The 15,150-nt window shown below is 44.8% G+C and carries 14 protein-coding genes; all 14 read left to right on the top strand.

Annotation, left to right across the window (positions count from 1 at the left end; genetic code table 11):
- Positions 1–10 precede the first annotated feature (10 nt).
- The 14 genes from AACR75_RS06530 to AACR75_RS06465 all read left to right on the top strand — a co-directional run bounded on the left by AACR75_RS06530 (position 11) and on the right by AACR75_RS06465 (position 15,012).
- A complete protein-coding gene (locus AACR75_RS06530; protein WP_013856250.1) occupies positions 11–838 on the top strand; it encodes a protein-glutamate O-methyltransferase in 828 nt (275 codons plus the stop codon).
- Positions 839–1,104: 266 nt separating this feature from the next.
- Positions 1,105–1,500: a flagellar basal body rod protein FlgB gene (flgB, locus tag AACR75_RS06525; protein ID WP_013856251.1), complete on the top strand. Its 396-nt coding sequence runs from the start codon at positions 1,105–1,107 to the stop codon at positions 1,498–1,500.
- Positions 1,501–1,504: 4 nt separating this feature from the next.
- Positions 1,505–1,921 carry a flagellar basal body rod protein FlgC gene (gene flgC / locus AACR75_RS06520; protein ID WP_047689224.1) on the top strand — a complete coding sequence of 139 codons (417 nt, stop codon included), beginning with the start codon at positions 1,505–1,507 and terminating at the stop codon, positions 1,919–1,921.
- A 16-nt stretch (positions 1,922–1,937) separates the two neighbouring features.
- A complete protein-coding gene (gene flgD / locus AACR75_RS06515) occupies positions 1,938–2,645 on the top strand; it encodes a flagellar hook assembly protein FlgD (protein ID WP_017049694.1) in 708 nt (235 codons plus the stop codon).
- Between the two features lie 43 nt (positions 2,646–2,688).
- A complete protein-coding gene (gene flgE, locus AACR75_RS06510) occupies positions 2,689–3,993 on the top strand; it encodes a flagellar hook protein FlgE (RefSeq protein WP_026027395.1) in 1,305 nt (434 codons plus the stop codon).
- Positions 3,994–4,190: 197 nt separating this feature from the next.
- Positions 4,191–4,940, top strand: coding sequence for a flagellar basal-body rod protein FlgF (gene flgF / locus AACR75_RS06505; RefSeq protein ID WP_026027903.1), 750 nt, complete (start codon positions 4,191–4,193; stop codon positions 4,938–4,940).
- 21 nt (positions 4,941–4,961) lie between these two features.
- Positions 4,962–5,750, top strand: a complete 789-nt coding sequence (gene flgG, locus AACR75_RS06500; protein WP_010319379.1) for a flagellar basal-body rod protein FlgG — start codon at positions 4,962–4,964, stop codon at positions 5,748–5,750.
- A 23-nt stretch (positions 5,751–5,773) separates the two neighbouring features.
- The gene (gene flgH, locus AACR75_RS06495) at positions 5,774–6,553 is read left to right on the top strand and encodes a flagellar basal body L-ring protein FlgH (RefSeq protein WP_017045947.1); all 780 of its coding nucleotides are present in this window, start codon (positions 5,774–5,776) and stop codon (positions 6,551–6,553) included.
- 47 nt (positions 6,554–6,600) lie between these two features.
- Entirely contained in the window at positions 6,601–7,692 is a 1,092-nt protein-coding gene (locus AACR75_RS06490) for a flagellar basal body P-ring protein FlgI (RefSeq protein WP_013856256.1), read from the top strand.
- A 9-nt stretch (positions 7,693–7,701) separates the two neighbouring features.
- Entirely contained in the window at positions 7,702–8,625 is a 924-nt protein-coding gene (flgJ, locus tag AACR75_RS06485; protein ID WP_017045946.1) for a flagellar assembly peptidoglycan hydrolase FlgJ, read from the top strand.
- Positions 8,626–8,767: 142 nt separating this feature from the next.
- A complete protein-coding gene (gene flgK, locus AACR75_RS06480; RefSeq protein ID WP_017045945.1) occupies positions 8,768–10,642 on the top strand; it encodes a flagellar hook-associated protein FlgK in 1,875 nt (624 codons plus the stop codon).
- Between the two features lie 10 nt (positions 10,643–10,652).
- A complete protein-coding gene (gene flgL / locus AACR75_RS06475; protein ID WP_013856259.1) occupies positions 10,653–11,846 on the top strand; it encodes a flagellar hook-associated protein FlgL in 1,194 nt (397 codons plus the stop codon).
- Positions 11,847–12,241: 395 nt separating this feature from the next.
- Positions 12,242–13,381: a flagellin gene (locus AACR75_RS06470; RefSeq protein WP_017045944.1), complete on the top strand. Its 1,140-nt coding sequence runs from the start codon at positions 12,242–12,244 to the stop codon at positions 13,379–13,381.
- A 497-nt stretch (positions 13,382–13,878) separates the two neighbouring features.
- Positions 13,879–15,012: a flagellin gene (locus AACR75_RS06465; RefSeq protein ID WP_026029038.1), complete on the top strand. Its 1,134-nt coding sequence runs from the start codon at positions 13,879–13,881 to the stop codon at positions 15,010–15,012.
- Positions 15,013–15,150 lie beyond the last annotated feature (138 nt).

Here is a 15,150-nt window from a genome sequence, read left to right as displayed (position 1 = left end):
AGAGAAATTAATGACTGCTATAACTATAAGCGATCAAGAATATCGCGATTTCAGCCGTTTTTTGGAATCTCAGTGCGGGATTGTACTTGGAGATAGCAAACAGTACTTAGTGAGAAGTCGCTTAAGTCCACTGGTTGCTAAATTCAAGTTAACCTCTCTTTCTGACTTGTTACGTGATGTGGTTACGGGGCGAAACCGTGAGCTACGAGTTGCAGCGGTCGATGCCATGACCACCAACGAAACACTGTGGTTCCGTGATGCTTACCCATTCACCGTTTTAGCGGAACGTCTATTACCCGAGGTCGCTGCAAATAAACGCCCTATAAAAATTTGGTCAGCGGCAAGCTCTTCAGGTCAAGAGCCTTACTCAATGGCGATGACGGTGCTGGAAACTCAACAGCGCAAGCCGGGTATGTTGCCGAGCGTAGCCATCACCGCGACGGATATTTCTGCCAGCATGCTGGATATGTGTAAAGCGGGGATTTATGACAATTTAGCACTTGGCAGAGGGTTATCACCGGAGCGTCGTAAAATCTTTTTTGAGGATGCTGGTGATGGCCGAATGAAAATCAAAGATAACGTTAAGCGTTTAGTTAACTTCCGTCCTCAGAACTTAATGGAGAGCTATGCCTTATTGGGTAAATTCGATATTATTTTCTGTCGTAACGTTTTGATTTATTTCTCACCTGATATGAAGTCGAAAGTATTAAATCAAATGGCTAGTAGCTTAAACCCCGGTGGCTACTTATTGCTCGGCGCATCGGAGTCACTGACAGGATTGACCGATAAGTTTGAAATGGTTCGTTGTAACCCTGGCATCATTTATAAACTCAAATAGCCACATTCTTACGTTGAGTTACTTGCTTACGTTTAGTTACTTGCCCAGCTTTTGCTGGGCTTTTTCTTTCCCCTAATTTCGTTTTGATTGGTGAGATTTACTGAAGTTGTGGGCGACAAGTGGATAAAGCGGCGTATATTTTGCTTACATTTCGACGGATTCTTATTTAGATAAAATTGTTGTAAACACGGTTCGTTTTTTTAAGTTGGTACGTTAATTGCTTTTAATATGAGTAGTAACAGTCAGTTTTTAGTGTAGAGGCAAACATGGCTATTTCTTTTGATAACGCATTAGGTATTCACCAACACACGGTTGGTGTACGTGAGCGCAATGCTGAGGTGATTTCCACCAATATTGCACAGGCGAACACACCGGGCTTTAAAGCAAAAGGAATGGACTTTCAAAAAGCATTGCAGGCGGCAAGTTCAGGGGCAAGCATTGGTCTTAGCCGTACGGATGGTCGGCATATATCTGCCTCCACGAAAGTAACTGGCGAGAGTCTCTATCGAATTCCGACTCAACCTGATACGGGTGATGGCAACACGGTGGACGTAGATTTAGAGCGTAACTTGTTTATGCAAAACCAGATCAGACACCAAGCCTCACTGGACTTCTTAGGAAGTAAATTCAAGAACTTAACGAAAGCAATCAAAGGGGAATAAGTAGATGAGCTTATTTAATGTGTTCAATGTGACTGGTTCTGCAATGAGTGCTGAATCTGTTCGTCTAAATACGACCTCAAGTAACTTAGCCAATGCGGATAGTGTGAGTAGTTCGGCGAAAGATACTTACAAAGCGCGTCACGCGGTGTTTGGTGCAGAGTTAAGTAAAGCGCGTTATAACCGTGATCATAATGTACCTGTAAAAGTATTAGGTATTGTTGAAAGCGATAAATCGCTTAACGCAGAATATAACCCAGATCACCCACTTGCCAACGATGAAGGCTATATTTACAAGCCTAATGTCAATGTGATGGAAGAGATGGCTAACATGATTTCGGCTTCTCGTTCTTATCAAACGAACGTGCAGGTGGCTGATGCAAGTAAACAAATGCTGCTGCGCACGCTGCAGATGGGTCAATAAGATAAGGAGGTAGCGTATGGCCGGAATAAATAACATTGGTCAAAGCGGCTTGTCTTATGTTGACCAGCTGAAAAGTCTTCAAGACCAAAAGAAAACAGAAGAGACAACGGGGAAGCAAGATCTTAAACAAGAAGACTTCCTATCGTTACTCACCAAACAACTGGCTCAGCAAGATCCTTTTAAACCGGTCAGTAATGACCAGATGATCGCCCAAATGGCGTCATTTGCCACAGTTGATGGTATCGGCAAAATGAACACTCAGTTTGAGAGTCTCAACTCGTCGATGACATCCAACCAAGCTCTACAGGCTTCATCACTGGTTGGCCGTGATGTCTTAGTCCCGGGAGCGGCAGGGATCAAAAAAGAGGGTGCTGGGATGGCTGCGATGGTCAAACTTCCTCAAAGTTTAGAGAACTTGTTTGTCCGAATAGAGAATGAAGCTGGACAATTGGTTCGTACCTTTGATGTCGGGGCTAAATCAGCCGGTGATAATCGCGTTGAATGGGACGGTAACGATCAAAACGGTAATCCATTGCCGGGCGGCAAATACCAAGTGAAAGCTTCGGGTTTGCTCGATGGAGAAAGCAAGGAGTTTGCGGTATCGACTTACGCAAACGTCAATAGCGTTCTGCTGGGTAAAGGTGATGGTAACGTACTGCTCAATCTGGCTGGATTTACATCGCCAGTTAAACTTGCTGAAGTACTAGAAGTTGGCAAAGCGTAACTCTTTATAGAGTAGATATGCTAGCTAGATAGGAGATTTTGGAATGTCGTATATATCATTAAGCGGTTTATCCGCAGCTCAGTTAGATCTGAACACCACCAGTAACAACATTGCTAACGCGAATACCTTTGGTTTTAAAGAGTCGCGTGCTGAGTTTGGTGATGTTTACTCAACCTCATTGTTTACCAACTCCAAAACGACTCCTGGTCAAGGTGTTCAGGCGAACAAAGTGGCACAACAATTCCACGAAGGTTCCAGTATTTATACTAATAACCCGATGGACTTGCGCGTTGCGGGAACGGGGTTCTTTGCGGTTGCGAAAGATAAGCTGACGCCTCAACAAAATGAGTTGACCAGAAATGGTGCTTTCCACCTCGATAAAAATGATTACATGGTAACGTCAAATGACGAGTTTTTGCTTGGCTATGATGTTAACCCTGATACTGGTGATGTTCTTTCGTATGAGCCAAAACCTATCAATATTCCTGCTCAGTTTGGTAAACCTAAACAGACAGCCAATGTTGAACTTGGCGCGAACTTGCCAGCTAATGGTAAGTTAAAAGACCCAACCTTATTTGATATTACTGATCCTGAGACGTACAACCGTACCACCTCATCTACGATCTACGATTCGATGGGTCAGCCTTATAAGTTGACATCCTATTACCTCAAAGATCAGACGCAAGCTAACACATGGCAAACCTATTACACCGTGACGGATAAAACTGGTGAGAAACCAATCAATGTAGTTGGTGGTGATGCTACTACGCCGACGGGTCATATTGGGCATACCATGAAGTTTAATAATGATGGTACGCTAGCCAGCATGAATAATGGTCAGCAAATTGTAACCGAGCCTTTAGGTTTGGGGGCAAACCCAGTTGAACTCAACGGTGCGGATGCTAACCAAACATTGTCGTTCAGTCTCGATTCGGCTACGCAATTTGCCGCTCCATTTGAGTTGACTAAATTTGTACAAGATGGTGCAACCACGGGCTTTTTGACGAAGATCGATTTCGATGAAAATGGCAGTGTGCTAGCCACTTACTCAAATGGTCAAAATACCATTCTAGGACGTGTGGGGCTTGTCCGCGTAGCCAATGAACAAGGCTTAGATAAAAAAGGTGGTACGCAGTGGGATTCGACTCAATTCTCCGGTGATAAAATTTGGGGTGAATCAAACAAAGGCTCATTTGGTACCATCAGCAATGGTGTTATTGAACAATCCAACATTGATATGACTCAAGAGCTGGTGGATCTTATCTCTGCTCAGCGTAACTTCCAAGCGAACTCGCGTGCGCTTGAAGTTCACAACCAGCTACAACAAAACATACTACAGATCCGTTAATTCCTTTAACGTCATCAATGGCAATACCAAGTTAGCGGCAATGTTAGCTTGGTATTGTTGCCATCTGTTTGCGGCAATCTTCGTTATATCCTCCCTATTTTTTGTGCAATTGCATTTAACATATTGATTTTTAGTTTAAATATAAGTTGGCACGTCAATTGCTTTTAATGATCGAACGATGATTATTGGAGCAGATTATGGATCGCGCACTGTTTCTCGCCATGAGTGGCGCAAAGCAAAACATGCAAGCCATGCAATTAAGAGCGAACAATTTAGCAAACGTCAGTACCACGGGGTTCCGTGCTGATTTGGCGCAAGCTCGCTCAATGCAAGCTTATGGCGAAGGGTTACCGAGCCGCGTGTTTAGCATGACAGAACGTCCGGGACATAATTTTGCGCAAGGCAGTGTCATTACCACAGGGCGCGATCTCGATATCACCATTCAAGGTGACGGTTGGATTTCCATGATGGATAAAACCGGCAAAGAGGGGTTAACCCGCAGTGGCAACCTAAGCATTGACCAAAATGGCATGCTCATAAATGGTAGCGGCCATCTAGTGCTAGATGGAACGGGCGCGCCAATCACTCTACCTATTCCATTGAGTAAAGTAGAAATCGGTAATGACGGTACTATTTCCGTTCGTCCGCAAGGCGCTCCAGCCGATGCGATGGAAGTGGTAGGCCGAATTAAACTGGTTCGACCCAATAATCAATCCCTATACAAAGATACGAATGGTTTATTCCGTGCTAAAGATCCTAATGCAGCATTCGAAGCAGATGCTAGCGTAAAGCTATTAAAAGGTGCGCTGGAAGGCAGTAATGTCAATGCGGTGGGTGAGATGACTAGCTTGATTGAGCTACAACGTCAGTTTGAAATGCAAGTCAAAATGATGAGCACCGCAGAAGAGATGGACAAATCGTCCGATTCATTACTTCGTATGAGCTGATAAGCGTTAAAGGAGATTACTATGCAACCTGCATTATGGGTAAGTAAAACCGGGCTTGATGCCCAACAAACCAATATTGCCACTATCTCAAACAACCTAGCGAACGCCTCGACTATTGGTTTTAAAAAGGGTCGTGCGGTATTTGAAGATCTGTTTTATCAAAATATTAATCAACCGGGCGGTCAATCTTCGCAAAATACCAAACTGCCAAGCGGTTTGATGCTTGGTGCGGGTTCTAAAGTCGTGGCAACACAAAAAGTGCATACCCACGGCAACGTACAAACCACGACCAATAGCCTCGATATGATGATTGAAGGTGACGGCTTTTTCCAAATCCTGATGCCAGATGGCAATATCGCTTATAGCCGAAATGGTCAATTTACCCTCAACGACGAAGGGGCGATTGTGACGTCCGGTGCTGGATATAATTTAGAGCCGGAAATTGTTATTCCACCTGATGCAATCTCTATTACTGTGGGTAATGATGGTGAAGTGTCCGTCAGGCTTCGTGGTCAGCAAAATAACCAAGTGGTTGGACAAATTACCACGGTTGATTTTATCAACCCAGGCGGTCTAGAGCCGATTGGTCAAAACTTGTATCTACCGACCGGTGCTAGTGGTGATCCACAAGAAGGGGTACCAGGGCTTGACGGCCTCGGTGATGTTCGTCAATCCATGCTTGAAACCTCTAACGTGAACGTCACAGAAGAGTTGGTCAACATGATTGAAGCGCAACGCGTTTACGAAATGAACTCAAAAGTCATCTCAGCAGTCGATAAGATGATGAGTTTTGTGAACCAACAACTCTAATCATTAACTAAGAGAATGCTGCGATGAAACGTCTATTGAGTCTTGTATTGGTTACTGCTTTGTCTGGTTGCTCGTTAATGCCGCCACCGGTCGATACTCCTGAAGTGGTTCAAGGTACAACCGTGGTGGACGCGGTTGAAGGGGATAAGTCTGCAGAAGAAGGTTCTGGTTTACTGGACTCAATGCGTAAGCGTTCCGATCCCGTAGCCGGTGATCCTGCATGGGCCCCCATTCATCCAAAACAGAAACCAGAACATTATGCCGCGGAAACCGGTTCACTGTTTAATTTGGCACAAATGAACAGTCTTTATGATGATTCAAAACCGCGTGGCATTGGCGATATTATTACCGTCAATCTTGATGAAAGTACTAAAGCGGCCAAGAGTGCTGATGCGGATCTATCCAAATCCAATGATGCGTCTATGGACCCACTCGCTGTCGGCGGTAAAGATCTCACTGTGGGTGATTATAATTTCTCTTATGCGTTGAAAAATGACAACAAGTTCAATGGCAGTTCTGCAGCCAACCAAAGTAACAGTATTTCTGGTTCGATCACGGTTGAAGTGATTGAAGTGCTCGCCAACGGCAACTTAGTCATCCGTGGTGAAAAATGGCTCACACTGAACACTGGCGATGAATACATTCGCTTAAGCGGTACCATTCGTCCCGATGATATCGACTTTGACAACACCATTGCTTCTACTCGTATTTCTAATGCACGCATCCAATATTCAGGTACAGGCACCAACCAAGATATGCAAGAACCTGGATTCTTGGCACGATTCTTTAATGTCTCTCTGTAACGCCGGAGTTCTGGCGTAAAGAAACGTAGAAATTAAGGTACTAGACCATGAAAAAATTCACCCTGCTTGTTTTAAGTCTGTTGCTCATCGCAACCCATGCACAAGCGGCCCGTATCAAAGATGTCTCTCAAGTTGCGGGCGTGCGGAGTAACCAATTAGTGGGTTATGGTCTAGTCACTGGGCTACCGGGAACGGGTGAATCGACACCGTTCACCGACCAAAGTTTTAACGCCATGTTGCAAAATTTCGGCATTCAATTGCCGCCGGGCACTAAACCGAAAACAAAGAACGTTGCCGCCGTGATTGTCACGGCCGAATTGCCGGCGTTTTCCAAGCAAGGTCAAAGTGTCGATGTCACCGTTTCTTCTATCGGCTCTGCTAAAAGTTTACGTGGCGGCACTCTAATGCAAACCTTCCTTAAGGGGTTAGATGGTCAAATTTACGCCGTGGCCCAAGGTAATTTAGTGGTCAGTGGTTTTAGTGCCACCGGTGCTGATGGTTCTAAAATTGTCGGCAATAACCCAACGGTTGGTCTGATTTCAGGCGGTGCTATGGTGGAACGCGAAGTACCAACACCTTTTAGCCGTGGCGATTTTATTACCTTCAATTTGCTTGAATCTGACTTCACCACAGCGCAACGTATGGCAGATGCAGTGAATAACTTCTTAGGCCCAGAGATGGCGACCGCGGTTGATGCAACGTCAGTACGTATCCGTGCACCGCGAGATGTAGGGCAGCGCGTCGCGTTTCTTTCTGCAATCGAAAATGTTGAGTTTGATCCAGCGGATGGCTCAGCCAAAATTATCGTTAATTCACGAACGGGAACTATTGTTGTCGGCCAGCATGTGCGCTTAAAACCTGCTGCGGTGACGCACGGTGGTATGACTGTTGCCATTAAAGAGAATTTGAATGTCAGTCAGCCCAATGCGTTAGCGGGTGGTCAGACAGCTGTGGTGCCTAATAGCCAAATAGAAGTGTCTGAAGCACAAGGTAAAATGTTTAAATTTGAACCGGGTTTGACCTTGGATGATTTAGTGCGCGCGGTCAACGAAGTGGGAGCAGCTCCTTCAGATTTGATGGCGATTTTGCAAGCATTGAAACAAGCTGGCGCGATTGAAGGCCAACTGATCATTATCTAGGAGAGGAAGATGATTAATAATCCCAATGATATTGGCTTTATTCATGATATTGCTAGCTTAGATAAGCTACGTCAGCAAGCAAAAACCGGTGATAAAGAAGGCGAGTCAGCGGCGCTCAAGGCCGCAGCCAAACAGTTTGAAGCGATTTTTACCTCAATGTTGTTCAAATCGATGCGCGACGCCAATGCCGATTTTAAATCTGAGATGTTCAACAGCCAAAACGAAGATTTCTATCGACAAATGCTTGATGAACAAATGTCGAGCGAGCTCAGTGCCTCCGGTTCTTTAGGGCTTGCCGATATGATTGTGGCGCAGCTCAGTCAGGCTAACGGCACCTCGAAAAACGATCCATCAATAACCGACCCGACGCAAGATGGTTTCCAAGAAGCCATGCGCCGTATCGAACGCAGTAACAACCGCCGCCTCTCAACGCAAGAAACGATCGAACCTAGCAAGGTCGAATCGAGTCGATTTGATTCGCCGCAAGCGTTTGTAGCTTCAATGAAACCTTATGCTGAAAAAGCAGCGCGGGCATTAGGTGTTGACTCTTCACTGCTACTTGCTCAAGCGGCATTAGAAACCGGATGGGGACAAAAAGTTGTTCAAAATGCTCGTGGTAGCAGTAATAACTTATTCAACATCAAAGCGGATAAAAGTTGGTTAGGTGAGAAAGTGGCGACGCAAACTCTTGAATATCATGATAATACACCCGTGATGGAAAAAGCTGCGTTCCGTTCTTATGGAAATTATCAAGACAGTTTTAATGACTATGTTCGTTTTCTCAATGACAATCCGCGCTACACCGTGGCGCTGAACCATAATGGCAGCGATGAGTCTTTCATTCGTGGCCTGCACGCTGCTGGTTACGCGACGGACCCGTACTATGCTGAAAAAGTGCTGAGAGTAAAATCTCAAATTGAAGCAATGGAATAACCCCTCTAAAGCCAGCTTTGCTGGCTTTTATCTTTCCTTTGTTTTGTCTAATCTCCTCTTTGAAACTCCTTTGGCATACATATTGCAATTACTAACTTAGATATTCAGTAACCACTGATTTGATTAGGTTTTCGGGGGCAGTATGGCGTCGGATCTTCTGAATCTAGGTACCCAAAGTGTACTTACCGCTCAGAGACAACTCAGCACCACAGGTCATAACATTTCTAATGTTAATACAGAAGGTTACAGCCGTCAGTCTGTGATCCAAGGGACCAATACACCTCGCCAATACGGTGGTGAAACCTACGGTATGGGCGTACATGTGGAAAAAGTTCGCCGCTCATGGGATCAATTTGCCGTTAATGAATTAAACCTATCTACCACCAGCTTTTCCTTTAAGCGTGACGACGAAGAAAATTTAGATATGCTCTCAAAGTTATTGTCGTCAGTGGCCTCGAAAAAAATCCCTGAAAACTTAAACGAATGGTTTGATGCGATTAAAACCCTCGCCGACAGCCCGAATGATGTAGGTGCGCGTAAAGTTGTACTTGAGAAAGCGGATCTGATCACTCAAAACATGAATGATTTTCACGAGAACATTCGCCGCCAATCTGATGCGACCAACAAAGGGCTAGATGTTGCCGTTGAGCGTATTAACCAATTGGCGCTTGAGCTGCGAGATTTACAACGCTTAATGATGCGCACTCCTGGTCCTCACAATGACTTAATGGACCAGCATGAAAAATTGGTGGCTGAGTTGTCTGAATACACTAAGGTCACTGTGACGCCACGTAAAAATGCTGAAGGGTTTAACATCCATATCGGGAGTGGGCACACGCTCGTTTCAGGTACAGAAGCCAGCCAAATGAAGATGGTTGATGGTTATCCTGATGTGAGTCAGCGCCGCTTGGCCATGATTGAAGGCAAAGGGATCAAGACCATTACCACTGAGGATATTGGCGGTAAGTTAAGTGCTCTGTTTACGATGCGAGATAAGCACATTCCTTACCTAATGGATGAACTTGGCCGCATGGCAACATCTTTCTCTTATGAAGTTAACAAGTTGCAATCACAAGGCTTGGACTTACGTGGCAATGTGGGAAGAGCGTTGTTTACGGATGTGAACTCTGAAGTCAATGCCCGCTCGCGAGCGATCATCGCTGGCAATTCAAAAGCCGATATGGCGGTCTATATCGAAGATACTTCAGCGTTGAAAAGTGGTGAATACTCCCTACAGTACAACGGCAGCAATTATACCGTATTAAAGCCAACGGGCGAGCGGGTTAACGTTCCGGTCGTTGGCAGCAGTTTATTTTTAGATGGAATGCGAGTTGAGATTCGCAACGCCCCTCAAGCCGGGGAGCGCATATTGCTGCGTCCAACGCGTAATGGTGCCGCTATTATGAAAATGGCGACCAACGATCCGACAGCCATTGCCGCACAAAGTTATGAAGCCTCCACCACTTTTGCCCAAGGGCAGGCAAAATTTAATATTTTATCGGCAGGTGGGTTGCGTGAATTTGAAGTGGTGATCTCACCAACGGGCGATCAATTTGCGGTCACGGATACCAAAGGCAACGTGCTGCTAGAACCACAGGCCTACCCACCATCGAATTCGATTACTGTGCTTGGTACAACGTTTGAATTGACGGCTGGCGCGCTACCCAATGATAAATTTACGGCAAACCTTGTCCCCTCAGAAGGTGATAACGGCAATTTACGTAAGATGCAGCAAATTCAAACGGAGAAAAAACTCAACGACGGTGAAACGACCGTGCTCGGGGTTTATCACGATCTCAATACTGATTTTGGTTTGCAGCTGGCCACCGCGTCACGCTTAAGTGACGTGGCCAGGCTTGAAAAAGAGTCAGCGCAGGAGCGCATTGCGTCCATTTCCGGAGTCAACCTTGATGAGGAAGCCGCGAACATGATGAAGTTCCAACAAGCTTATATGGCTTCCTCACGCATCATGCAGGTGGCTAATGATACTTTCAACACGATTTTGCAGCTGAGATAGGAGGCGATAAATGTTAACCAGAATATCGAGCTTCCATAACTATCAATCGGTGCAAAACGATATGCGCCGTCAAGAATCAAAGATCCATCATAACCAAGCGCAGCTAGCGTCGGGTAAGAAGTTGCTTTCGGCCAGTGATAGTCCATTAGCCACTCATTACATCCAAAAAGTAGGGCAGCAAGAAGAGCAATTACGCCAATATCTTGATGCAATAGTGCTGGTTCGAAACCGCTTAGAACATCAAGAAGTAATCATTGCCAATGCGGAAAGCTCGACCGATGAGGCAAAGCGTACTGTTATGGAAATGATTAACGGTTCATTCTCTCCAGAAGATAGAGAAGCGAAAGCGCGTGAGCTGCAAGAGATGTTCAACAACTTAATTGAACTAGCAAATACGCAAGATGAGTCCGGTAACTACATGTTTGCTGGAACCAAGCCGAAGAATCAGCCTTTCTTTAGAGATAATGCCAGTAACGTGACTTATTCCGGCGATGATTATCAGCGCAAAATGCGTATCTCCAACAGCTTAGAGATCCCGTTCAATAATCCGGGTAATAAAGTGTTTATGGAGATTGATAACCCGTTTGGTAACTACGAACCAAACTATCAATTAAACGAAGGTTCAGAGTTACTGCTCGAGCGCGCAACCAATTTAGACTCGAATGATACATCGCGCTATACCGTGACATTTGTTGATATGGCTAACGGCAAATATGGTTACCAATTAGAGAAAGATGGCAGCGTGGTACAGGCCGATGAGTTTGATCCACAAAAAGGCATTCGATATCAAGATCTGACGGTGCACGTAAAAGGGCAAATTTCGAAAGGTGATGTGTTAAGCCTAGAGCCGCGTTCAACCTTTACCTTATTTGATAGCTATAAAGACGCGATTGAGCTCTCACAAGGCTCCGTATCGGATGCATCGACGACAGCGAAACTGCACCAAATTACGGAAGAGTTTCATGCCGCCTTTATTCATCTCAATAAAGTGCGTACTGATGTCGGTGCACGCTTGAGCACTTTAGATATTCAACAAGAACAGCATGAAGATTTCAAAATCAGTTTAGCGAAATCAAAAAGTAACTTTGAAGATCTCGATTACGCAGAAGCGGTGATTGAATTTAATGAGAATTCACGTGCGTTGCAGGCTTCACAACTGGCTTTCGGTAAAACGAAAGATTTGACCCTTTTCAACTATATCTAATCTTCAATGCCTTATGTGCTAAGCCATATGCGCGAAGAGTGGAATGTGTTGAAAAATTGGCCTGGAAATTGCTCATCTATTATCGAGAGATAAAGAGGCAATAGAGCGGCAAACGAAAGTGGCAACTCTGTTGCTAACGAGAAAAAACTGGATGCTCACTCACAAAGATAGAATGAATGAATTTCTTCTAAGTGATTAAAAAACAAAGAATATTAATTTTAATATCAGATGTTTTAAAAGTTGGCATACTAATTGAATTGTCTATATCAGAGTTGATACAACAAGTTTTTAAATCGGCAAATAGCGGATTTAGCAAGTTCACGGTCAGTGCTTCCAAATGAGAGTAAAGCTGGCCGCTTCGCAAAAAGCTTGCGAACTCACTAGGAGAGCAAACTATGACCATTACAGTAAATACTAACGTCTCAGCAATGACTGCTCAGCGTTACCTTAATAAAGCGACGGGTGAATTAAATACCTCGATGGAACGTTTATCATCAGGTAATAAAATCAACAGCGCTAAAGATGATGCGGCAGGCTTACAAATTTCAAACCGCTTAACCGCTCAGTCTCGTGGCCTAGATGTGGCAATGCGTAATGCCAACGACGGTATTTCGATTGCTCAGACCGCGGAAGGGGCAATGAATGAGTCGACCAGTATCTTGCAACGTATGCGTGATCTTGCTCTTCAATCAGCAAACGGCACCAACTCGGCGTCAGAGCGACAAGCTTTGGATGAAGAGTCGACCGCCTTGCAAGATGAGTTAAACCGTATTGCAGAAACGACCTCATTCGGTGGACGTAAACTGCTCAACGGTTCGTTCGGTGAAGCATCGTTCCAGATTGGTGCGAGCTCAGGTGAGGCGATCATTATGGGGCTTACCAGCATACGTGCTGATGACTTCCGTATGGGTGGCCAATCGTTCCTTGCAGAGCAAGGAAAGGACAAGGATTGGGGAGTGCCAGCGGGCGCGCGTGATTTGAAATTTGAATTCACCACCCAGGCAGGTGAGCTTGTTACTCTCGATGTGTTAGCCAAAGATGGCGATGATATTGAAGAGCTAGCGACTTACATTAATGGTCAAACCGATAAGCTTAAAGCATCGGTTGATCAAGACGGTAAACTGCAAATTTTTGCCGCAGAACCGAATTTACAAGGTGACCTTGCCATCTCTGGTGGTTTGGCAACCGAACTTGGCCTAAACGGCGGACCGGGCGTTAAGACGACGGTTCAAGATATTGATATCACCTCAGTTGGTGGCTCTCAAAATGCAGTGGGCGTTCTGGATGCTGCGTTGAGATATGTGGATTCACAACGAGCAGAGCTCGGTGCGAAGCAAAACCGTTTAAGCCATAGCATCAACAACTTGGCCAATATCCAAGAGAATGTTGAAGCATCCAACAGTCGAATTAAAGATACAGATTTTGCGAAAGAAACCACGCAAATGACGAAAGCACAGATTCTGCAACAAGCGGGTACCTCGATTCTCGCTCAAGCAAAACAGTTGCCAAATTCTGCAATGTCACTATTGCAGTAATGTTAGGACCCTTCATCCAACAGCTCAGACGTGGGTTAGGTGAAGGAATCCTTGGCAAAGTATGATTATGGCCGAATATAAAGCTCTCTCAAGATGTACCCTGCTTTATAGTCATAGATAATCATACGCCCCGGTCAGTCGGTAATGTGTTCATTTCTCTGATCTCCACATTGGCTCTGGCTACCAACTAGCCCCGGTTCTCTCAAAGGAAAAGGGGCTTTTCTTTATCTATAACTTCTTGCTCTTATCAATGCTCTTCTTAAGCCGACCAATCGCGTCAAATCTTTAATGCTATTTTTGTATTTCAGCCAGTTTTGCTGCGTTTATCCCACTTTTAATCGATATTGGCTATTTTTTACGAAATCGTCGTTTTCCCGTTAAAGGATTCCTAACCGCAGTCGCTAATAATAGTACTTTGAGAGAACTACTTGGTTTTCCGAGACGTCGGAAACCGTTTGTCTATGACGCTAAGTCGGAAAATCAATAGGAGAACCACTATGGCGGTTAATGTAAACACTAACGTTTCAGCTATGACAGCACAACGCTACCTAAACAGTGCTAGCAATGCGCAACAGTTATCAATGGAACGTTTATCATCAGGCTTCAAAATTAATAACGCAAAAGATGACGCAGCAGGTTTGCAAATCTCTAACCGTTTGAACGTTCAAAGCAGAGGCTTAGATGTTGCCGTGCGCAACGCAAATGATGGCATTTCAATTGCGCAGACAGCTGAAGGTGCAATGAACGAAACCACCAATATTTTGCAACGTATGCGTGACTTATCTCTACAATCGTCAAATGGTTCGAACTCGAAAGCCGACCGCGTAGCGATTCAAGAAGAGATCACCGCGCTGAATGACGAACTCAACCGTATTGCTGAAACTACATCGTTTGGTGGTAATAAGTTGCTCAATGGTACTTTTGAGACGAAATCATTCCAAATCGGTGCGGATAACGGTGAAGCGGTCATGCTAAGCCTAAATAATATGCGCAGCGACAACGCAATGATGGGCGGTAAGAGTTACCAAGCGGCAAATGGACAAGATAAAGATTGGACCGTTAAAGCGGGTGCTAATGACCTTACCATTACGTTGACTGACAAACGTACTGGCGAGCAAACCATCAACCTAAGTGCAAAAGATGGCGATGACATCGAAGAGTTGGCCACTTACATCAATGGTCAAACCGACATGTTAAAAGCTTCTGTTGACGATGAAGGCAAACTGCAAATCTTTACTGATAGCAACCGTATTGATGGCGTAGCAACCTTTGGTGGCAGCTTAGCGGGTGAACTGAGTTTCCAAGCGGCAAAAGATGTGACAGTCGATACCATTGATGTCACCTCTGTAGGTGGTTCGCAAGAATCAGTTGCCATTGTTGATGCGGCACTGCAATTTGTAGACAGCCATCGTGCTCAACTGGGTGCATTCCAAAACCGTTTCAACCATGCGATTAACAACTTAGATAACATCAACGAAAACGTAAATGCTTCTAAGAGCCGAATCAAAGACACTGATTTTGCGAAAGAAACCACTGCCTTGACTAAATCGCAGATCCTTTCTCAAGCATCAAGCTCAGTGTTGGCACAAGCTAAACAAGCGCCTAATGCTGCTCTTGGTTTGCTTGGTTAAGTCGTTAACTTTTAAATTAAAAATCCAGCTTCGGCTGGATTTTTTTATGCCTCACTTTTCACGTGATCAAAGAATGGATCTGAAAAATGAATCAACAGTTAAAACGGGAGGAAAGGATATATTGTTATGAGGCTAATA

Origin of the sequence: Vibrio sp. ZOR0018 (assembly GCF_963865925.1) — a bacterium.
GTDB lineage: Bacteria > Pseudomonadota > Gammaproteobacteria > Enterobacterales > Vibrionaceae > Vibrio > Vibrio anguillarum.
This window is presented reverse-complemented; position numbering and strand designations above follow the sequence as displayed.

Coding starts and splice junctions, on each gene's coding strand:
- AACR75_RS06465 (WP_026029038.1), top strand. CDS start 13,879: ATGGCGGTTAATGTAAACACTAACGTTTCAGCTATGACAGCACAACGC.
- flgH (WP_017045947.1), top strand. CDS start 5,774: ATGAAACGTCTATTGAGTCTTGTATTGGTTACTGCTTTGTCTGGTTGC.
- flgK (WP_017045945.1), top strand. CDS start 8,768: ATGGCGTCGGATCTTCTGAATCTAGGTACCCAAAGTGTACTTACCGCT.
- flgE (WP_026027395.1), top strand. CDS start 2,689: ATGTCGTATATATCATTAAGCGGTTTATCCGCAGCTCAGTTAGATCTG.
- AACR75_RS06530 (WP_013856250.1), top strand. CDS start 11: ATGACTGCTATAACTATAAGCGATCAAGAATATCGCGATTTCAGCCGT.
- flgD (WP_017049694.1), top strand. CDS start 1,938: ATGGCCGGAATAAATAACATTGGTCAAAGCGGCTTGTCTTATGTTGAC.
- flgF (WP_026027903.1), top strand. CDS start 4,191: ATGGATCGCGCACTGTTTCTCGCCATGAGTGGCGCAAAGCAAAACATG.
- flgG (WP_010319379.1), top strand. CDS start 4,962: ATGCAACCTGCATTATGGGTAAGTAAAACCGGGCTTGATGCCCAACAA.
- AACR75_RS06490 (WP_013856256.1), top strand. CDS start 6,601: ATGAAAAAATTCACCCTGCTTGTTTTAAGTCTGTTGCTCATCGCAACC.
- AACR75_RS06470 (WP_017045944.1), top strand. CDS start 12,242: ATGACCATTACAGTAAATACTAACGTCTCAGCAATGACTGCTCAGCGT.
- flgJ (WP_017045946.1), top strand. CDS start 7,702: ATGATTAATAATCCCAATGATATTGGCTTTATTCATGATATTGCTAGC.
- flgC (WP_047689224.1), top strand. CDS start 1,505: ATGAGCTTATTTAATGTGTTCAATGTGACTGGTTCTGCAATGAGTGCT.
- flgB (WP_013856251.1), top strand. CDS start 1,105: ATGGCTATTTCTTTTGATAACGCATTAGGTATTCACCAACACACGGTT.
- flgL (WP_013856259.1), top strand. CDS start 10,653: ATGTTAACCAGAATATCGAGCTTCCATAACTATCAATCGGTGCAAAAC.